Origin of the sequence: Streptosporangium subroseum, from assembly GCF_900188345.1 — a bacterium.
Lineage (GTDB): Bacteria > Actinomycetota > Actinomycetes > Streptosporangiales > Streptosporangiaceae > Streptosporangium > Streptosporangium subroseum.
Genome location: NZ_FZOD01000009.1, coordinates 167,448 through 185,593 on the forward strand (window position 1 = coordinate 167,448; position 18,146 = coordinate 185,593).

An 18,146-nucleotide genomic window follows, 5' to 3' on the forward strand; every position below is an offset into this window, starting at 1 on the left:
CACTCTGACCGGACGGTCATCTCCTGACGGGGAGGGCCGTCCGCGTCACCGCGGTGGCGAGCCGCCTATAGCGGACCGTCGACGGGGAGGGCGGCCTCCGTCATCGCGGTGGTGAGCCGCCGGTCGGTGGTCTCTCTCTCAGGGGCGCCGGTCCGCCGGCGCCCCTTTCCGTTCTTCGGACCCGCGTGCCGTACCCACCCCGCCGGGCCACCAGAAGCGCTCTCCCAGCAGGGTGATCAGGGCGGGTACCAGGACGCTGCGCACCAGGAGGGTGTCGAGCAGGACGCCGAAGCCGACGATGACGCCGAGCTGGGTGAGGGTGATCAGCGGAAGCACGCCCAGGACGGCGAAGACCGCGGCGAGCACGATGCCCGCGCTGGTGATGACGCCGCCGGTGACCGCCAGGGCGGTGAGGATGCCGGCGCGTGTGCCCTGTCGCGCGGCCTCCTCGCGGGCCCGATGGGTGAGGAAGATGTTGTAGTCGACGCCGAGCGCCACCAGGAACAGGAAGCTGAGCAGCGGCACCCCGAGGTCCATGGCGGGGAAGCCGAGGAACGTCCTGAAGGCGAACCAGCCGGCGCCAAAGCCGGCCGCGAAGCTGACGATCACGGTCAGCACCAGAGTGAGGGCCGCGACGACCGACCTCAGCAGGAGCAGCAGCACAAGCATGACCACGGCCAGCACCAGCGGGATGATCACGAGCTGGTCGCGGGTGGCGGCCCGGCGTTCGTCCAGGTCGGCCGCCTCCTGGCCGCCCACGAGCGCCTGCGCGCCGGGCACGGCGTGGACCGCCTCGCGCAGTTTTTCGACGGCGGCGAAGCTCGCCTCGCTGCCAGGTTCGGCCTTCAGCACCACGCTGATCCTGGCCAGTTCCGGGGTGCGCTCGCCCGGAGCGGCGGCGGTGACCCCGGGGGTCGCCCTGGCGGCCTGGAGCACCCGATCGAGGGCGACGCCTCTGGTGATCACCGTCACCGGCTGCGCGCTTCCCGCGGGGAAGGCCCGGCTCAGGGTCTCCTGTCCGGCGATGGCCTCCACCCGCTCGCGGAACTGCTCGGTCTGCGACAGGCCGCTCTGCACGCCCCAGGCTCCCAGCGCCAGTACGGTCAGGGCGCCGAGGCTCAGCAGGGTCATGGCCACCGGGCGGCGCGACACTCCCGTGCCGACACGCCACCACAGTCCGGTGCGCGTGGGGTCGGCCTGGCCGGCCTTCGGGGCGAAGGGCCAGAACAGCCCCCTGCCGAACAGCACCATCGCGGCCGGCAGTACCAGGAGCGCGTAGGCCACGGCGACCACGATGCCGATCGCGCCCGCCACGCCGATGGCGCGGCTGGAAGGTGAGAGCGCGAACAGCAGCGTGCACAGCGCCAGGGCGACCGTGGCCGAGCTGGCCAGGATGGCGGGCGCGGCCGAGCGCACCGCGCCGGACATCGCCCGGTGGCGATCGTCGTGTACGCGGAGCTGCTCGCGATAGCGCGCGATGAGCAGCAGGGCGTAGTTGGTGCCCGCCCCGAACACCAGGACCGAGGTGATGCCCAACGTGGAGTCGTCGACGGTCAGCCCGGTCACGCGGGTGAGCAGGGCGACGGTCTTGGCGGCGACCTGGTCGGCCACCCCGACGACGGTGAGCGGCACCAGCCACAGCCACGGGCTGCGATAGGTCAGCAGCAGGAGCAGCGCCACGACGCTCGCGGTGACGGCCAGCAGCGTGATGTCGGCCCCGGCGAAGACCGCCGACAGGTCGACCTTGAAGCCCGCGCCGCCGGTCACCTCCACACGTGCCCCGGACGGCAGGCCGGCACGCGCCTCGGCTCTGATCTCCGCCACCGTCTCGGTCAGCTCGGCGTTGGGCAGCGTACCCGGCAGCGGCACGGTCAGCATCGCGACGTCTCCGCCGGGCGACACCACCGGCGGCGGCACCTTCCCGCCCACGGCGCGCTCGGCCAGCCGCTCGGCGTCCGCCGCGATGGCCGCGCGGTCCTCGCCGGTCAGCGCCCCTTCCCGGCTGTAGACGACCAGAGCGGGGAGCACCTCCCCGCTGGGAAGATCCTGCTGCAGGCGTGCCACCGCCGCCGACTCGGACCCCCGGGGCAGCGCGTCGGCCGGATCGGTGCTCACCGTGGACGCGCCGCCGAAAGCCAGGGCCAGGCCGGACACCGTGAGGGCGAGAGCCATGACGACCCACCTGCCGGAGCGGCTCCACAGGAGGTCCCACCCACTATGATCTGCTCGCCACATGGGAAACTCTTTCCATCATGGAATATTTCTATGATGGAAAGAGTAGGGGGATCGCGCCCCCGGGGGCAATACGGAGGAGGATCGTGACGGCAGACACACCGGACGCGTTCGAGCTGATGCTGGCGATGCGCCGGTTCAACGTGGAGAGCGACCGATTCGTCGAGCGCTTCGCCGTCGAGCACGGCCTGCATCGGACCGACCTGAACGCGGTGGTGGTCATCCTGGACGCCTTCACCGCCGGTCGGCCGCTCACGCCGGGAGAGCTCGGCGCCGAGCTCAACCTGAGCCCCCCGGCCACCACCGCGTTGATCAACCGGCTGGAGCAGGTCGGCCACGTCGAACGACGGCGCAGCACCACCGACCGGCGCAAGGTCGAGGTCGTACTGCGGGAGCAGGCGATCCGCCTGGCCGGGCAGTTCTTCGCCCCGCTGGGCCGCCACCTCACCTCGGTGATCGAGGAGTTCAGCCCGCAGGAGCGCCAGGTGATCGGCAGGTTCCTGGCCGGCAGCACCGAGGCCACGGTGACGGCCCGGCAGGAGGCCGGCTCCTGAGCGCCTGCCTCCAGAGGCTACGACTTCGGAACGTAGCCGTCCAGGCGGGGGAACCCATCCTCGATCCACCGGAACATCCGCCGGTTGAGCTCCCAGAATCGCTCCCGGTCGGTGCCGAACAGGGCGACGGTCTCGGCGAACCACTCCCTGTCGCTGGTCCGCGAGTAGTCGGTGAAGCGGGGGAAGACCACCCGCGCCGCGCTTGGCTCTGGCTAACATGTCCCGGCATGGCAGACCTACATGAAGTGCTCATAACCGCCGAACTTTCAGCCGAGCTCTCGGAAGCTGAGATCTCAGAACTCCGCTGGCACCTCGGGCACGGCCCGAAGCCGGAGGAGTTGACCATCGTGACGGATCGCCTTCCCCTGGTGACCGTCGACGACGAGGGCGAACCGCTGCCCGAAGACCGGTGGGAGATCGACGCGTATCCGCTGCTGACAGGGCGGGGGCCCGCGGACCCAAGGGTCGGCGGAGTGGTCTTCTCCGAGCTGGCGCGTCGCGATGCGCCGGCCGACGCCGGTTGGGCCCTGTCCTCCCGCCAGGTCCTCCACGGTGACGACCTCACCCTGCTGACCCAGCTACTCCGGTGGCTGCAGGAACGAGCGGTCGGCTACGGGGGAGGCCCGGTCTGTTTCAGCTGCCACAGCCGGTTCCACGAGGACGACCTCGTCCTGAAACCGGTGTCCCTCGACGGGGAAGACCTGGTGATCCACGAGATCCTGGTGCTTCAGAAGGTCTGACGGTGGTCGAGCATGAGACCGGTCGCTCGGGCCCGTACCGGGAGTGGACTTCCGATCGATTCTCAATAGGATCGTGCCTGGGCCGCGACTGGCGAAGGTGGACAACCACCGGGGAGCGACCGCATTCTCGCGTGAGCGTCGACCGCCTGGGCGCCTGCGTCAGTGATGTCCAACTGACACAGGAGGCCACGACGTGGATCTGCGCTACGGAATCAACCCGCAGCAGCGAGCGGCCGCCGCCGCACCGACGCACCCCGGCCGGTGGCCGATCCGGGTGCTGCACGGCAGCCCGTCCTACATCAACATGCTCGACGCGCTCAACGGCTGGCAACTGGTGAGCGAAGCGGGCAAGGCCCTGAGCCGGCCGGCCGCTACGTCCTTCAAGCACGTCTCGCCCGCCGGAGCGGCCCTTTCTGGACCCGTCGACGACGTCACCGCCGAGCTCTACGGCATCGACCGCGCCAGTGTCGGGGCGCTCACCAGTGCCTACCTGCGGGCCCGCGACGCTGATCCGAAATCCTCCTACGGCGACTTCGCCGCCGTCTCACACCCGGTCGACGCCGAACTCGCCGAGCTGCTGACCCGCGTGGTCTGCGACGGCATCATCGCCCCCGGCTACGCCCCGGGCACCGTTGCGGCGCTCAGCAAGAAGAAGAACGGCCGCTTCCTGGTGATGGAAGCGGACGAGACCTACACGCCTCCGCGCCGCGAGGCACGGGAGGTGTTCGGCCTGCGGCTGACCCAGCGGCGCGACGAGGTCACGCTCTCCACCGCACTCCTGGACGACGTCGTGTGCGGCACACTGCCGACCGCCGCATCGGAGGACCTCCTGCTGGGCCTGATCGTCCTGCGCTACACCCAGTCCAACTCCGTGTGCTACCTGCGCGATGGCGCCACCCTGGGAATCGGCGCCGGTCAGCAGTCCCGCGTGGACTGCACCCGCCTGGCCGGCGCGAAGGCCGACACCTGGTGGCTGCGACGCCACCCGGCGGTGCGCGCACTCGCCTTCCACCCCGGCATCCGGCGCCAGGACCGGATCAACTGGCAGATCCGCTTCATCGAGGGCGACCTCACCCCTGACGAGAGCCTGCGCCTGTCCACGGCACTGTCCACCCCCGCGCCCGAGCTGACGGGCCGGCAGCGCGCAACGTGGCTCGCGGGCCTGGACAAGGTCGCGTTCGTGTCGGATGGCGCCCTGCCGTTCCGCGACAACGTCGATCACGCCCACCGCCACGGCGTCCGCTACATCGCCGAGCCAGGCGGATCGATCCGATCCGCGGAGGTGCGGGACGCCTGCCGCGAGCACCAGATCACTCTGGCCCGCACCGGTCTCCGCCTGTTCCACCACTGAGGCGACGAGGTCCCCGCACCATTCCACGGGGACCTCAAGGTCGGCCGTCCAGGAACCCTTCAGCCGTGCATGCGGGCAACCCCGTGGACCCCTCAGGTCAGAGCATGCGGGGCCAGGCGCTCAACTGTCCGCCTGAATTCCGGGCCTGGCGCGGAGGCTGCGGCTCTGGCGGGCACGGCCAGCCCGTTCGGCTTCCTCTCGGGCGAGCACTGCGCCCTCCTTGGACGGTCTCGGCCTTGCTACGGAACAGAGGGTGAGGGCTGTGTGGGCCAGAATTGCAGCCGGTAGGTCTCCAGCCCTTCGGGAGGCTGCTCCCTGCGGTAACGGGCACCGGGGCCGGGGCGGACGCTTGCGTGCACGAACCAGTTGCGAGCCTGATCGCGGAGGTCCATGAGGTTGCCGGAGGAGTGACCGTAAACTCCGACCACCTGCAATCTGCCCGAGCTGGAGTAGAGCTCTGCGGTCTCGCTCCTGCTCCACCGGTCATCGTCGGCGGGCGGTCGTCCGTCCCAGAGCTCCAGCGTGACATCGACGACGTGCCAGGAATCCGCCTGGCTGGTGACGACGGCGACATTCGCGGTGGTGAGAAACCAGTCGGTCCGGTTGGCTCGGTCTGAGAGCTCCCAAAGATCCTCGGCACCTTCCGGCTGCCCGTTGGCTCCATCAAGGTCCATGATCATAAAGTTGAAGGACCAGACCGTGACCGCGTCAGGGAGGCATTCAATCAGACGAGACATCGACGTCCTTGGTGTGAGGCAGACGAGGGAGGCCGATGCTATCTCTAAGCGATCATGTGGTGTGGCCGACCACGGCATGGTGAAAGGGGCGATTCACCCCGATCGGTTCGCGTCATGACCGGAAGCAGGGCGAGTAGACGCGCGGCGGTGGCGGGGCTACCGGGGCGGGGTGCCGGTGCCCGGTGTTCGGAGGAGGGACTGGGGGGTCAGGTCGGCGAGGGTGGGGTAGCCGTCCACGGCCATGATCAGGTCGGCTTCGGCGAGGAGGGCGCGCAGGATGTGGACGATGCCGTCGGTGCCGCCCAGGGCGAGGCCGTAGGCGTAGGGGCGGCCGATGCCGACGGCGGTGGCGCCGAGCGCGAGGGCTTTGATCACGTCGGCTCCTGAGCGGACGCCGGAGTCGAATATGACGGGCAGCCCGTCCGCGGCGTCGACCACGGCGGGGAGGGCGTCAAGGGCGGCCAGACCGCCGTTGGCCTGCCGGCCGCCGTGGTTGGAGCAGTAGATGCCGTCGACGCCGGCGTCCTTGGCCCGGCGAGCGTCGTCGGGGTGGCAGATGCCCTTCAGGATGAGGGGCAGGTCGGTGAGCGATCGCAGCCAGGGCAGATCATCCCAGGTGAGAGGGCTGCCGAAGATCCTGGCCCAGTATGCGACGGCGGCTCGCGGGTCCTCTTCCGGGGTGCGGGCGAGCTGGGCGCGGAAGACCGGGTCGGAGGTGTAGTTGGCGAGGCAGTGCCCGCGCAGCTGGGGGAAGTTGCCGGTGCTCAGGTCGCGGGGGCGCCAGCCGGTGACCCAGGTGTCGAGGGTGACGACGATGCCCTTGAACCCGGCGGCCTCGGCGCGACCGATCAGGCTCTCCGCCAGTTTCCGATCGGTGGGGGTGTAGAGCTGGAAGAAGCCGGGGGTCTGGCCGAACTCCCCGGCCACGGCTTCCATCGGATCGACCGAGAGCGTCGAGGCGATCATCGGAACCCCGGTGCGAGCCGCCGCCCGGGCCGTGGCCAGGTCTCCGTGCCCGTCCTGCGCGCACAGGCCGATCACCCCCACCGGGGACATGAGCAGCGGGGTCGGCAGCTTCATGCCGAACAGCTCCACCGACAGCTCACGCCGTACGGCTCCCACGAGCATTCGGGGGATGAGACCCCAGCCCCGGAAGGCGGCGACATTGGCACGCTGGGTGTGCTCGTCGCCTGCGCCTCCCGCGACGTATGACCACACCGAGGGTGACATCACGGCCTCGGCCCTGGCCTCGAGCTCGGTGAAGGTCATCGGCAGCCCCGGCACCACGCCGCGGAGACCGTCGAAGTAGATCTCGTTCTGGTAGTCACCGAACTGGGGGGTCATGCGGGTGCCTTTCCACTGGGATCGGAATGCCGCCGTGGGTCCGGGCTTTCCGGGACATGGCCGGCCGGGGTGGTGGGGGACGTCGATGGCTCACGCCGTACGGCTCTCACGAGCATTCGGGGGATGAGACTCCGGCGATGGGACGGAGCCGGCGAGCGTCTGCCCCGAGTCCTTTTCGAGGCGGCCCTGATACACGCGCAGGTGCAGCGTGACCAGGTCCAGCAGGGGAACCGCGACCCCGAGCCGCCGCGCCCGGAGGACGAGATCGCCGAAGATGTGCTCTCCCTCGATGCCCCGGCCGCTGATCAGGTCACGATACAGCGAGGAGGCGAAGGAGGAGTCCGGAGCGGTGACCGTGTCGCGTGTGTTCTGGAGCTCCTTCTCCGGTACGGCGTGGCCGGCCGCAGCGGCGATGGCCGCGCACTCGGCGACCACCGCTTCGGCGAACTCGATGCCGCCGGGGACGGATGCGACCTCACCGACCGTTCCGCGCATCAGGCAGGTCACCGCGCCGGTCGCGGCGATGAACACCCACTTGGCCCACATCTCGCCGATGATGTCGCCGGACAGCCTGGCGTCGAACCCCGCGCCGCCGAGCGCGCGGTGCGCGTCGGCCGGCGGCTTCGGGGCGGGCGTGGCGCGGGCGCCGTAGGTCAGGCTCTGCAGCTCGGCGAGGCGGACGATGTCGCCGTCGGCGTCGAGCGTGGTGGCCACCTTCGCCACCCCGCCCAGCACGGCGCGGTCACCGAACCGTTCAACCAGGTCGTCGATGTGCCGCATGCCGTTCAGGACGGGCAGGATCAGCGTGTCCGGACCGACCGCGGGCGCCAGGTCCTCCATCGCCCCTCGAAGCCCGGTGGCCTTGACCGAGAGCAGGACCAGATCGAAGGCCGAGGCGATGTCGCCGGTCAGGATCGTTCGGGGGGTGAGCGTCATCTTCTCGCCCAAACCCACGATCCGTAGCCCGCGCTCGCGCAGCAGGCGGGCCCGTCCGGGCCGGACCAGGAACGTCACATCCCGGCCCGCCTGGACGAGCCTGCCCCCGAAGTAGCCGCCGACCGCGCCGGCGCCCACGACCAGGATCCTCATCGCACCTTCACCCCTGCCACTTCTGCCGCGACGGCGCGAACCCGTGGGCGACAGCCGGGGAGGAGGCGGCGAAGCCCTCACCCATGGGATACCCGTCCCCGGACGAGCTCGGTCGGTACGGGTGCGTCGAGGTGTTCCAGCAGGGCGGCCAGCTCGCGGTCCAGTTTGACGCCGACCTCGGTGATGTCCGGGTTGCCGAAGCTGGAGAACCGGGTGCTGGGCTGGTCCACGGCGAAACAGGTCGTGCCCTCCGGGTTCTCGTAGATCACCGTGCGCAGCGGCGCGTAGAGCAGGACGGCGGGGTCGTGGTGGAACATCGGCTGGGCGATCGTGTGGTTCCCCATCAGGTATTCGACACAGCGCCACCGTTCGCCGGCCAGCCCCATCAGCGCTGAGAAGTCGTGGCTCCAGTAGATGATGAAATCGTGCGGCGCGTTCTGGGTCGTCGCCCGCAGAACGGTGTCCCAGTCGGCGTTGTCCTTGATGAGCTCCTCGAAGCGTGCGGCGTCGAACGGCGGAACGGCGCGCTCGTAACGCTCACGGAACTCCTGGAACGGGGCGGAGACGCCGATGGTCAGGCGGTTCACCTCGTGCGGGACGGTGTGGATCCTGCTCTCTGTTCGCTGGGTCATGATCTCTCCGATGATGTTTCGTGGCTGTTCGCGCTCCGGCGAGTGCGAGGGACGGTGTGACGGTCTGCCTGGTCAGGGCTCCTTTCCTCCGTGTGGGCTCGCCTCGGGTCGTTCGCCCGCTCGCGCCCGTTGCCGTCGCTCCGGCTGGGTTCGACGAGGCTCCGGCTGGGTTCGGTGAGCGCGCCCAGGCGCCGCAGCGAACCGATCTCGTCTTCGTCGAATCCCAGTTCGCGCAGGATGTCGTCGTTGTGCTCGCCCTGTCTGGCGGGCACTCTCTCCGGTGAGCCGGGCTCACCGGCGGCGCTGAAGTGCCAGGGCGGTCCGGGCACCGTGATCCGGCCGCCGTTGCGGTCGGGAACCGAGCGGGTGGCCGTCCACTGACGTACCCACTGGCTGTCGGCGAACTCGCCGACGGTGCGCAGCTGCCCGGTGGGGATCTTCGCCTCGTCGAACTGCACGTCGAGAGAGGCCATGTCGTCGAACGTCCAGATCCATTCCTGGACGATGGCGTGCAACTCGTCCAGATGCTCCCGTCGTGCTTCGGGTGTTCGGAATCGCGGGTCGTCGGCGAGGTCGGCGCGCCGCATGGCGGCGAGGTAGAGGGGGAACGACATGCTGCCCACCAGGCTCATCGGGATGACGAAGGTCGCTCCCTCGGGACTGACGAAGAACGGGCAGTCCGTGGCGCCCAGGATCGGAGTCTCCGCCCCGAGGTCCTGTCCCGACAGATCCGCGTGAAGGCGCTCGTTGACCGACAGCATGACCGCGGCCATGGCCACGTCGATGTACTGTCCCTCACCGGTGCGGTCGCGATGGTCCAGCGCGGCCAGGACGGCGACGGCGGCGTGCAGCCCGGAGTAGACGTCGGCGTGCGACAGCGAGTCGGTGCGCGGTCGTCCCTCCGGAGCGCCGAACTGGTCCATGGTGATCGCGGTGATCCCGCTCTCGGCCTGGATGGTCGGGGCGTAGGCCGACCGGGAACGCCACGCGCCGTGCTGGCCGTAGCCGCTGATCGAGACGTAGACGACGCGCGGGTTGCGTGCGGAGACGGTGTCGTAGTCCAGCCCGAACGAGGGCAGCGTGCCCGGCCGGAAGTTTTCCACGATCACATCCGCGCGGTCGCACAGACGCAGCGCGACCTCCCGCGCGCCCGGCGCGTTGAGATCGATCGAGACGTTGCGCTTGCCGGCGTTCTGCTGGGCGTAGTAGCCGGAGATCTCGGCTTCGCGGGGGAACGCCCGCCGGGACAGGTCGCCGGCCGGTGGTTCCACCTTGATGACCTCGGCTCCGAGCTCCAGCAGCGTCTGCGCGCAAAGTGGTCCGGCGAGCACGCGGGAGAAATCGACGACCCGGATGCCGGTCAGTGGTGCGGACATGGTCAACACCCCCTGAAGCGCGCCAGGCCGGGACCGTTCTGCTTCAACGAGTCCGCCCCGGCGCGGAAGTCCGCGGAGCGGAAGATCGGCTCCTGGATCTCCGGCATGGCCTCGTCGGCCGCGCGGACGCCCTGGTCGACGGCGATCGACACCAGCTTTTTTGTCGCCGCGTGCGCCACCGTCGGCCCCGCCGCCAGCTCGTGGGCCAGCGTCATCGTCGCCGCGCTCAGCCGCTCGTCCGCGACGACCCGGTTGACGATCCCCCAGCGTTCCATCGTGCGCGCGTCGTAGCGGCGGCCGAGCATGACCATCTCCTTCGCCCGTGCCGCGCCGGCCCGTTGCGTGATCCGCTGGATCCCGCCCATCAGGGGATGCAGGCCGACGGTCGCCTCCACCAAGCCCAGCTTGGCGGACTCACTCGCGACGATGAGGTCGCACGCGAGCGCCACCTCCAGCCCCCCTCCGACGCAGATTCCGTGCACGCTGGCCACGATCGGGAGCGGCAGTTCGTCGAAGGCGCGCAGCACGTCGGTCAACCGCCAGCCGCGCACACCGTCCCCGTCCTTCGTGACGGTCACCATCGCGTCGAGATCGGCGCCCGCGGAGAAATGGCGCAGCCCGCTCTCGACGACCACCGCCCGGGCGCCCTCGGTCCGCGCCCAGTGGAGCGCCTCGACGATCTGCCGGCCGAAGGCGGCGTCGAGCAGGTTGTACGGCCGGCGCCGGAGCGTCAGCACCGCGACCGAACCGTCGAATCGGCGGCCGACCGGCGACTCCTGTTCGGCCGGCGGGGTCTGCGACCTCTCCGCGGCGGGTGAGAAGGTCTGACCCGCTTCGGTTCTCTGATCTGGCATGGTGGCTGCTCCTTCCTGCCGGGGCCATCGCACCGGCGACGCGGTCGGTGGCCTGTACGGCCAGGCGCCGGCGGTGCGGGCACTCGTCCTCGAAGCCGTGACGGGCGGGCCTGGACGCCGATGGCGGCGGATGTCACCGCCGTGAGCCCGGCTCTCGCCTCCCAGGAGTGGTGGACGAGCTTCTGACCTGCGAATTAGTAGTCAGATATGTGATAAACCGTATGTAGCAGACTTGCTTATCGCAAGCCAGCAATGGGCGAAAGGAGTTAAAGCCTTGGCAACCGACCGAAGGGTGCGCAATGGCGTGCCCTGCCCGATCGGCCGCGCCATCGATGCCGTGGGAGAACGGTGGGCGCTGCTGATCCTGCGTAACGCCACGCTTGGCATGACCCGCTTCGAGGACTTCCGGTCGGATCTGGGCATCGCCGACAACATCTTGTCGACGCGGCTTGCCCGCCTCGTCGACCTCGGCCTGCTCACCCGCGTCCCCTACCGCGACGGCGGACGCACCCGCAACGAGTATCGCCTCACCGCCGCGGGCGCGGACCTGCTCCCGGTGCTGCACGCGCTCGCCGCCTGGGGCCACGAACACACCACGCCCGACGAGCCCGCCGAGCCGATGCGGGTCGTCCACCGAACCTGCGGACACGCCACCACCCCGGGCGGGCACTGCGACCACTGCGGGCAACCCGTGCGTCGCGAGGAGGAGGCCTGGATACGACCCTGGCGATCGCCCGAACCGATCCCCCTCGCGGCCCCCGTCACCGGATGATCCGGCCGAGGCCCGGGACCGGCCTCCCGCTCCGCGGCATCGACTCCGGTCTCACCCACGGGCGGCGATGCGCATCGGAAGAGGACCGCGTGGCCACGGGCATCTCCGGCATGGGCATGTGGTCATGAGTATCTCCGGCAATCAGGAGGGACCGTGTGGCCGCGAACATCTCCGGCATGCGCCGGAGAGAGGGCCGAACGGTCATACCGCGTACCGGGCGATCGCTTTCTCGTTCCAGGTGATCCCGAGGCCTGGGCCGGCCGCCGTGACGTGACCGTCGACCGGCCGGCACGGGTCGAGCAGTATCGCCCCCGCGAGATCGAGATACTCCATCCAGTCAGCGGTAGGAGTCACGGCCATGGCGTGCGCGCTCGCCTCGACGAAGAAGTGGCTGGACACGGGCAGCGAGACGGCCTGCGCCTGTCCCGCCGCGAGCATCCAACCGGTGAAACCACCGATCTTCATGATGTCGAACATGGCGAAGTCACAGGCCGATGCCGCGATCGCCGCCTGGAACCCCCTCGGGAACCACCAGTTCTCCCCGGTCTGAACTCTCGCGCCGGTCGCTCGCCGTACGGAGGAATGACCGGCGAGGTCTTCGGCGGCGACCGGCTCTTCCACCCAGTAGAGGTCGAACTCACGGAGTCGCTCGACGCGACGGCAGGCCTCCGGTGGGTTGAGCGACTGGTTGTAGTCGACCATCAATTCGATGTCGGGTCCTATGATCTCGCGAACCCACCGCACGACCGCCACGTCACGGGCCGCGTCCGGATAGCCGATCTTGATCTTGATCGCTTGGAATCCACTTTCGATGGAATCCCGGAGGGCCCGCTCGTCCCGCTGCGGGTCCACCATGCCGTAGCTGTCATAGGCCCGTAGCGCGACAGGCTCGCCACCGAGCAGGCCGGCGACGGGCTGATCGGTCAGCTTGCCGAGAGCGTCCCAGAGCGCCATGTCGATCCCCGAGACGACCATGCCGAGCAACCCCTGCATGCCGAGCAACCGGAATCGCCCCTGCAGCTCCTGTGTCCGCCGCGTGGGCGCGATCGGCTCTCCGATCAGTTCGGGGGCGAGTTCGCGGACGATCGAGGCCATCGCCGGCAGCATCGCCGGGGTGTATCCGAAGACGTAGGAGTGCCCGACGACACCGCTTTCGGTGATCACATCGAGCAGAAGGAGCGGAGCCGCCGGCACCGACCCCGACGCGGTGGTGAAGGGCCGTGCCATGGGGGCGACGACCGGCCGCCCGCGCACCTCCGAGATCACCGGAAGTATCGTCATGCCGCGCTCACCCCCAGATCATCGAGTGGGCCTCCGCCTACTCGAACTTTTCGGCCGGACACGAGCCGGGCTCCGCCCCTCGCCCCGGTTCGCCGGTTCCTGTCTGAGCGTCTGAGTGTCTGAGTGTCTGAGTGTCTGAGTGTCTGAGTGTCTGAGCGGGATTCCACCGGGGATTCGTATCCGCTCGGCGGTATCGGGACCCCCTCGACGATGCCTCTACGCCCGTGGTCTGCCTGGTCCCGTCCGGATACTGCTCGGAAGCCGCCGCGAACACCAGCCTCGGCGCGCGTCGACGGAGAGAAAGAAGCAGGAATTTACCGGCGCGACAGGCGGCCGGTGTCCGCGTCCAGGGTGCGAGTGGGCTCGACACCACCACGCCCGTTCGCGAACGGCAGGCGTTCGCTCCTCGATCGGCGGAGCGGCGGTTGTCGAGGGGGCCGATGCTTCCGCCGGGGCCTTACTTCCGTAGTCGTGCGGGATGTCTTGGCTATCTCCGGGCTGGCGCAGGAGGTCCACGGGACCTCTGGTGGGCATGCACCTAACAGGATCCCACCTGGGGAAAGGGGGAGAGATGATCGACCAGCCCTTCGAACTGACCGACGTCCACCAGATGGTCAACCGCGTGGGGCGCGCGGTGCTCGTCACCGTGCTCGGACTGGCCCACAACGGGTCCCGCAGCCACGGGACCGTCACGGTGTTCGACAAGAGCGACCCCAAGCGCGGCTTCGTCACGCCCGACAGGGAGTTGCTGCTGATCGTGACTCGGGACGACTGGTGTCTCGACCGGTACGAGGACGGGAACGTCGCATGGCGGGAGGCGAGCCCGGAGGCGAAGAGCGCCAGGTATGCCAACCGCGTACCGAAGGACGTGCTGCTCGGGCCGGAGATGATCCATGCGACGGCCGCCGTGGACGTGAACGTCGCCTTCCGCGGCTCTCCCGACGGCTCCGGCACGTGCACCGCCGCCCGCCGGACCGTCACGTTCGCGAGGGACGAGCAGATCCAGAGCGTCCTGGTCCCGCTGCCCGCGCAGGGCAGCCCGGCCTTCGCGTTTGTCACGCTGGTCAACCCCCGCTGGCTGACCACGGGTGACTACCGGATCCAGGCCGGGATCACCGGGATGATGCCGGACTGCCCCACGTTTGTGCACGAGGCGCCCACCGAGTCGGAGGAGTACGCCCGCCTGACCGCGGTCCCGGCGACGGAGGACGGCTCAGACGACGCGCCCCTCGACGTCGAGGCCCTGCGCGCCATGATCGCCTCGTCGGAGGCCGAGGCAGCCGAGGACCTTCCCGCCCCGCTCGTCGTGCGCTCAGGCGCTCTGGTCCTCACCCTCGACGGGTGAGGATCAAAAACCGTACGGTCCTCGACCGGTGGAAACCTCCGCCTGGACCGGACGGTAAGGGTCAGACGTTGGCCAGCAGCTTTTGTGTCAGTTCGCTGAGGCGCCGACGGTAGCCCGGATCATAGGCCTCCTCGGAGGCGCGGGATTCCTTCTCACCGTCGAAGTAACGGCCGGTGATCTGGGCGAGTCGCCGGGCGTCTCGTCCGTGCAGCAGCAGCCGGTGCCGCCCGCCGGCGGCGAGGTCCTCGGCCAGCGCACGACCGAGTCCGTCCGAGGCGCCTGTGATGAGAATCAGTGCCATGGTTTCACCTTTCTGATATCTGGTTTTGCCGTGGTCGTACGCGGGGGTGGGCGTCGGCCAGCCCGACCAGGGCCACGAGCACGATGAGCGCGAACGCGCCTCCGCCAAGGGCGAAGCACACCGTGAACCGGTCTTCGGCGGGCAGGGCGGACGCCTGGAAGGCAAGGCGCTCCACGGGCTCGACGACGAGCAGCGTCGCGGCCAGGGCACTGGCGATGGAACTGCCCACCGAGCGTGCGACCGAGTTGATTCCGTTGGCGATGCCGGTCCGGTTCCCGGGCACGGCACCGGCCAGGATGGCCGGAAGCGTGGCGAAGCCAAAGCTCACAGCGACGCCGACGAGCATACCGGCCGCGATGACGCAGCCCTTGCCGAGATGCCGAGAAACTGCGAGAACATCGCGAAGCCGAGCAGGACGCCCGCCAGGTTGGCGAATGCCACAGACCGCAGGACGAACATCCGCATGTCCACGAGGCCTGGCGCACCGCGCCGGCGCGCCGGAACGTCGCCATGTCGCGCTCGTCCGCGACCGGCTGTTACGTACAGCCCGGTTCTGGTGAGAGCGGATCGACGGCCTCCGGGGATGTGGCGGCGGGTTACCGGGCGCTCGCGGCAGGCCGGATGACGATCTCGTTCACGTCACCTCGCGGAGGCCCGCCCGGCCCGACCCACTAACGCCGTTTTCCGCTCGGTTGCAGCTCAAGCCCCGACTCACCGAAATCGAAAGGTCGAGTTGCTGATCTTCTCGGCCGACGACTGCCAGGAGACGTTGTTGTACAGGTCGGTCGCGTAGTCGGTGCCCATTCCTTCCGCCGGCGTGGGACGAACCATCAGACATTCGACAAATACGGCCGATTCCGTGATCGTTTTTACGTCTTCTTGCGCCGTGAATTGATTTACCGGCAGGTGAGCGTGGGGATGGATCGCGCGAAGTAGATCGACTGCGGACCTGCCCGGCCCGTCGCCGGGACGGTCGTGTCCGAACGTGATCTCGCCTGCGAATTTCTCTCCAACGACGCGGAGGAGCGATGCCCATGGTCGCCGTCACCCAAAAGGCGGATCGTCTTCGGGGGCGGACGGACCGCCGGCCCGAGGGGACGATCCGGCGGGAGACAGGGGAGACGGCGAAGCCGGAGGCCGCGTTCGCGGGCCTGGCGGCCAGGAGGAGCTCGTGAGCCCGATCGTGGTGATCGGAGCCGGGCTCGGCGGCCTCGCGACGGCGATCCGGCTGGCCGCCGCCGGACGGGACGTCACGATCGTGGAGGCGGAGCAGGTGCCGGGAGGCTGCTGCGGGACCGCGAACACGGGTGAGTACCGTTTCGACACCGGGCCGTCGGTGCTGACCATGCCGGACGTCCTGGCCGATGTCTTCGCCGCCGCGGGAGAGGACATGGAGAGCGTCCTCCCGCTGCGGCGGCTGGACCCGTACTACCGGCTGCGCTACCACGACGGCTCCCACCTGGACGTGGTGCCCGGCGAGGACGCGATGATCGAGCAGGTACGCGGGCTGTGCGGCGCCGCGGAGGCCGACAGGTACCGGCGGTTCCGGGCGCTGCTCGGCGAGTTGTTCGCCGCCGAATGGCCCGCCTTCATCGACCGTGACATGACACGGCTGCGCAACCTGGCCCGGCCGCGCGTTCTGGCGCGGCTGGCCGCCCTGGGCGGTTTCCGGCGGCTGGAGTCTCTCGTGGAGAGCCACCTCACCGATGCCCGGCTGGTCAAGGCGCACACCTTCCAGGCCCTGTACGTGGGCCTGGCACCCCGGCAGGCACTCGGGATCTACGCCGTGGTCGCCCACATGGACACGGTCGGCGGGGTCTTCTTCCCGCGCTACGGCGGCATGCACGCCATCCCCCAGGCCATGGCCGCCGTGGCCGAGAAGGCGGGGGCGCAGATCAGGTACGGCGTGCGGGCCGCCAAGGTCGAGACCGGGCCCGGCGGCGGGGTCTGCGCGGTCCGGCTCGACACCGGGGAGCGCCTGGCCGCCGGGCACGTCGTGGTCGCCTGCGACCTGCCCCGCGCCCACGCCGGGCTGCTCCCCGAGACGGCCTACGACTGGCGGCTCCGCCGTCCCCGCTACTCACCCTCCTGCCTGGTCCTCCACTTCGGGCTCGACCGGCGACTGCCCGGTCAGGCCCACCACACCCTGCACATCGGCCGGCAGTGGGCCGCCACCTTCGCCGCGCTCAAGGAAGGCCGGCCGCAGCCGGACCCGAACCTGCTGGTCACCTATCCGGAGACGGACGGCGATGCCGCCCCCGACGGCCACGCCACCCTCACCGTGCTGGAGCCGACCACCAACCTGCACGGCGCGAACGACTGGGACCGGCTGACCCCGCAACTGGAGAACCGCCTGTTCCGCAGGCTCGCCGACCTCGGCTACGGCGACCTGACGACCGCCCCGAGGCTCACCTTCGACCCACCCGCCTGGGCGCGGCTCGGCCATTCGGCGGGCACGCCGTTCGCCCTGGACCACCGGTTCACCCAGACGGCCTGGTTCAGGCCGTCCGGCGTGGCCCGGCGCGTCCCCGGGCTGCACTTCGCCGGCATGTACACCGCGCCGGGGGTGGGAGTGCCACCGGTGCTGATCTCCGGCAAGCTGGCCGCGGAACGCGTCCTGGGAACATCCCGATGACCCTGACCGGCAGTTACGAGCTCTGCCGCAGGCTCAACGCCCGCCACGGCCGTTCTTACTACCTGGCCACCCTGCTGCTGCCCGCCTGGAAGCGGCCACACGTGCACGCGCTGTACGGCTTCGCCCGCTACACCGACGAGATCGTGGACTCCTTCACGGTGACGGGCGACCGTGCCGCGGCCCTCGACGGCCTGACCGCCCGGCTCACCCGCGTACTGGCCGGCGACTCCGGCGGCGGTGACCCGGTGCTCCCGGCGTTCGCGCAGACCGTGCGCTCGTTCGGCATCGACCACGGTGACATCAGGGCCTTCCTCCGGTCGATGCGGGCCGACCTGACCGTCAGCCGCTACGCCACCTATGACGACCTGCTCGGCTACATGGAGGGTTCGGCGGCGGCCATCGGCACGATGATGCTGCCCGTACTCGAACCGTTGCCGGGCAGGGAGGAGCAGGCCCGCGAGCCGGCCCGCCAGCTCGGGCTGGCGTTCCAGCTGACCAACTTCCTACGTGACGTGGCGGAGGATCTGGCGCGCGGCCGGATCTACCTGCCGCTGGAGGACCTGGACGCGTTCGGGGTGCGCGAGGCCGACCTGGGGCGCCGCGGCCTCACCCCGGCCCTGCGCGAGCTGTTGGCCTTCGAGGTCAGGCGGGCGCGCGGCCACTACCGGCTGGCCACGGAGGGCGTCGACCTGCTGACCCCCTCCTCGCGGCCGTGCGTCAGGGCGGCCTGCGAGCTGTACGGCGGGATCCTCGATCGGATCGAGGCAGGCGGTCACGACGTTCTCGGGACCAGGGTCACCGTGTCGGGGCGCCGCAAGTTGGCGATCTTCGCGCGGCACCTGCTGGAGGCGTCCGTGGCCGACCGTACCGAGCGCCGGATGACGGTCCGGGCGCCGTGAGCCG

Annotated in this window: 18 protein-coding genes and 1 riboswitch; of the genes, 7 read left to right on the forward strand and 11 right to left on the reverse strand. The window is 69.9% G+C overall.

Features of this window, described 5'->3' with window-relative positions; genetic code table 11:
- Positions 1 to 138: 138 nt before the first annotated feature.
- A complete protein-coding gene (locus CHC08_RS12315) occupies positions 139 to 2,172 on the reverse strand; it encodes an MMPL family transporter (RefSeq protein WP_218825272.1) in 2,034 nt (677 codons plus the stop codon).
- Positions 2,173 to 2,318: 146 nt separating this feature from the next.
- Here CHC08_RS12315 and CHC08_RS12320 point away from each other — a divergent pair, with 146 nt between their 5' ends.
- A complete protein-coding gene (locus tag CHC08_RS12320; RefSeq protein ID WP_218825273.1) occupies positions 2,319 to 2,786 on the forward strand; it encodes a MarR family winged helix-turn-helix transcriptional regulator in 468 nt (155 codons plus the stop codon).
- Positions 2,787 to 2,803: 17 nt separating this feature from the next.
- Here the strand turns inward: CHC08_RS12320 and CHC08_RS49490 are convergent, their stop codons facing one another.
- Positions 2,804 to 2,977 (reverse strand): hypothetical protein, encoded by a 174-nt coding sequence (locus tag CHC08_RS49490; RefSeq protein ID WP_179281999.1) that lies wholly within the window; start codon positions 2,975 to 2,977, stop codon positions 2,804 to 2,806.
- A gap of 36 nt (positions 2,978 to 3,013) precedes the next feature.
- Here CHC08_RS49490 and CHC08_RS12325 point away from each other — a divergent pair, with 36 nt between their 5' ends.
- Both CHC08_RS12325 and CHC08_RS12330 read left to right on the forward strand, forming a co-directional pair.
- The gene (locus CHC08_RS12325; RefSeq protein WP_143653186.1) at positions 3,014 to 3,526 is read left to right on the forward strand and encodes a hypothetical protein; all 513 of its coding nucleotides are present in this window, start codon (positions 3,014 to 3,016) and stop codon (positions 3,524 to 3,526) included.
- 74 nt (positions 3,527 to 3,600) lie between these two features.
- Positions 3,601 to 3,685, forward strand: a riboswitch (ZMP/ZTP riboswitch).
- 34 nt (positions 3,686 to 3,719) lie between these two features.
- The gene (locus CHC08_RS12330; protein ID WP_089207367.1) at positions 3,720 to 4,877 is read left to right on the forward strand and encodes a phosphoribosylaminoimidazolecarboxamide formyltransferase; all 1,158 of its coding nucleotides are present in this window, start codon (positions 3,720 to 3,722) and stop codon (positions 4,875 to 4,877) included.
- Between the two features lie 239 nt (positions 4,878 to 5,116).
- Here the strand turns inward: CHC08_RS12330 and CHC08_RS12335 are convergent, their stop codons facing one another.
- The 6 genes from CHC08_RS12335 to CHC08_RS12360 all read right to left on the reverse strand — a co-directional run bounded on the left by CHC08_RS12335 (position 5,117) and on the right by CHC08_RS12360 (position 10,909).
- On the reverse strand, positions 5,117 to 5,551 hold the full coding sequence (locus tag CHC08_RS12335; protein ID WP_143653187.1) for a hypothetical protein: 435 nt from the start codon (positions 5,549 to 5,551) through the stop codon (positions 5,117 to 5,119).
- 219 nt (positions 5,552 to 5,770) lie between these two features.
- Positions 5,771 to 6,958 (reverse strand): alpha-hydroxy-acid oxidizing protein, encoded by a 1,188-nt coding sequence (locus CHC08_RS12340; RefSeq protein WP_089207369.1) that lies wholly within the window; start codon positions 6,956 to 6,958, stop codon positions 5,771 to 5,773.
- 90 nt (positions 6,959 to 7,048) lie between these two features.
- Positions 7,049 to 8,047 carry a ketopantoate reductase family protein gene (locus tag CHC08_RS12345; RefSeq protein ID WP_089207370.1) on the reverse strand — a complete coding sequence of 333 codons (999 nt, stop codon included), beginning with the start codon at positions 8,045 to 8,047 and terminating at the stop codon, positions 7,049 to 7,051.
- 77 nt (positions 8,048 to 8,124) lie between these two features.
- Positions 8,125 to 8,679, reverse strand: coding sequence for a DUF302 domain-containing protein (locus CHC08_RS12350; RefSeq protein ID WP_089207371.1), 555 nt, complete (start codon positions 8,677 to 8,679; stop codon positions 8,125 to 8,127).
- Complete coding sequence (locus CHC08_RS12355; RefSeq protein WP_089207372.1) at positions 8,676 to 10,055, reverse strand: CaiB/BaiF CoA transferase family protein; 1,380 nt, start codon at positions 10,053 to 10,055, stop codon at positions 8,676 to 8,678. Before CHC08_RS12355 ends, CHC08_RS12350 begins: the two co-directional genes overlap by 4 nt.
- 2 nt (positions 10,056 to 10,057) lie before the next feature.
- Positions 10,058 to 10,909, reverse strand: coding sequence for an enoyl-CoA hydratase/isomerase family protein (locus CHC08_RS12360; RefSeq protein ID WP_089207373.1), 852 nt, complete (start codon positions 10,907 to 10,909; stop codon positions 10,058 to 10,060).
- A gap of 274 nt (positions 10,910 to 11,183) precedes the next feature.
- Here CHC08_RS12360 and CHC08_RS12365 point away from each other — a divergent pair, with 274 nt between their 5' ends.
- Positions 11,184 to 11,681, forward strand: a complete 498-nt coding sequence (locus CHC08_RS12365; RefSeq protein WP_218825274.1) for a winged helix-turn-helix transcriptional regulator — start codon at positions 11,184 to 11,186, stop codon at positions 11,679 to 11,681.
- Positions 11,682 to 11,882: 201 nt separating this feature from the next.
- Here the strand turns inward: CHC08_RS12365 and CHC08_RS12375 are convergent, their stop codons facing one another.
- Positions 11,883 to 12,962 (reverse strand): enolase C-terminal domain-like protein, encoded by a 1,080-nt coding sequence (locus CHC08_RS12375; RefSeq protein ID WP_089207376.1) that lies wholly within the window; start codon positions 12,960 to 12,962, stop codon positions 11,883 to 11,885.
- Positions 12,963 to 13,533: 571 nt separating this feature from the next.
- Here CHC08_RS12375 and CHC08_RS12380 point away from each other — a divergent pair.
- Positions 13,534 to 14,307 carry a hypothetical protein gene (locus tag CHC08_RS12380; protein WP_089207377.1) on the forward strand — a complete coding sequence of 258 codons (774 nt, stop codon included), beginning with the start codon at positions 13,534 to 13,536 and terminating at the stop codon, positions 14,305 to 14,307.
- A gap of 61 nt (positions 14,308 to 14,368) precedes the next feature.
- Here CHC08_RS12380 and CHC08_RS51460 read toward each other — a convergent pair whose 3' ends face one another.
- Positions 14,369 to 14,608 carry a KR domain-containing protein gene (locus tag CHC08_RS51460; RefSeq protein ID WP_089207378.1) on the reverse strand — a complete coding sequence of 80 codons (240 nt, stop codon included), beginning with the start codon at positions 14,606 to 14,608 and terminating at the stop codon, positions 14,369 to 14,371.
- Positions 14,609 to 14,612: 4 nt separating this feature from the next.
- Positions 14,613 to 14,954 (reverse strand): MFS transporter, encoded by a 342-nt coding sequence (locus CHC08_RS12390; protein WP_143653188.1) that lies wholly within the window; start codon positions 14,952 to 14,954, stop codon positions 14,613 to 14,615.
- An 825-nt stretch (positions 14,955 to 15,779) separates the two neighbouring features.
- On the opposite strand from CHC08_RS12390, the gene CHC08_RS12395 reads away from it, so the two are divergent.
- Positions 15,780 to 17,243: a phytoene desaturase family protein gene (locus tag CHC08_RS12395; RefSeq protein WP_089207380.1), complete on the forward strand. Its 1,464-nt coding sequence runs from the start codon at positions 15,780 to 15,782 to the stop codon at positions 17,241 to 17,243.
- Entirely contained in the window at positions 17,240 to 18,142 is a 903-nt protein-coding gene (locus CHC08_RS12400; RefSeq protein ID WP_089207381.1) for a phytoene/squalene synthase family protein, read from the forward strand. Before CHC08_RS12395 ends, CHC08_RS12400 begins: the two co-directional genes overlap by 4 nt.
- Positions 18,143 to 18,146: the final 4 nt, after the last annotated feature.

Coding starts and splice junctions, on each gene's coding strand:
- CHC08_RS12315 (WP_218825272.1), bottom strand. CDS start 2,172: ATGGCTCTCGCCCTCACGGTGTCCGGCCTGGCCCTGGCTTTCGGCGGC.
- CHC08_RS12325 (WP_143653186.1), top strand. CDS start 3,014: ATGGCAGACCTACATGAAGTGCTCATAACCGCCGAACTTTCAGCCGAG.
- CHC08_RS12335 (WP_143653187.1), bottom strand. CDS start 5,551: ATGGACCTTGATGGAGCCAACGGGCAGCCGGAAGGTGCCGAGGATCTT.
- CHC08_RS12340 (WP_089207369.1), bottom strand. CDS start 6,958: ATGACCCCCCAGTTCGGTGACTACCAGAACGAGATCTACTTCGACGGT.
- CHC08_RS12345 (WP_089207370.1), bottom strand. CDS start 8,047: ATGAGGATCCTGGTCGTGGGCGCCGGCGCGGTCGGCGGCTACTTCGGG.
- CHC08_RS12350 (WP_089207371.1), bottom strand. CDS start 8,679: ATGACCCAGCGAACAGAGAGCAGGATCCACACCGTCCCGCACGAGGTG.
- CHC08_RS12355 (WP_089207372.1), bottom strand. CDS start 10,055: ATGTCCGCACCACTGACCGGCATCCGGGTCGTCGATTTCTCCCGCGTG.
- CHC08_RS12360 (WP_089207373.1), bottom strand. CDS start 10,909: ATGCCAGATCAGAGAACCGAAGCGGGTCAGACCTTCTCACCCGCCGCG.
- CHC08_RS12375 (WP_089207376.1), bottom strand. CDS start 12,962: ATGACGATACTTCCGGTGATCTCGGAGGTGCGCGGGCGGCCGGTCGTC.
- CHC08_RS12380 (WP_089207377.1), top strand. CDS start 13,534: ATGATCGACCAGCCCTTCGAACTGACCGACGTCCACCAGATGGTCAAC.
- CHC08_RS51460 (WP_089207378.1), bottom strand. CDS start 14,608: ATGGCACTGATTCTCATCACAGGCGCCTCGGACGGACTCGGTCGTGCG.
- CHC08_RS12390 (WP_143653188.1), bottom strand. CDS start 14,954: ATGCTCGTCGGCGTCGCTGTGAGCTTTGGCTTCGCCACGCTTCCGGCC.
- CHC08_RS12400 (WP_089207381.1), top strand. CDS start 17,240: ATGACCCTGACCGGCAGTTACGAGCTCTGCCGCAGGCTCAACGCCCGC.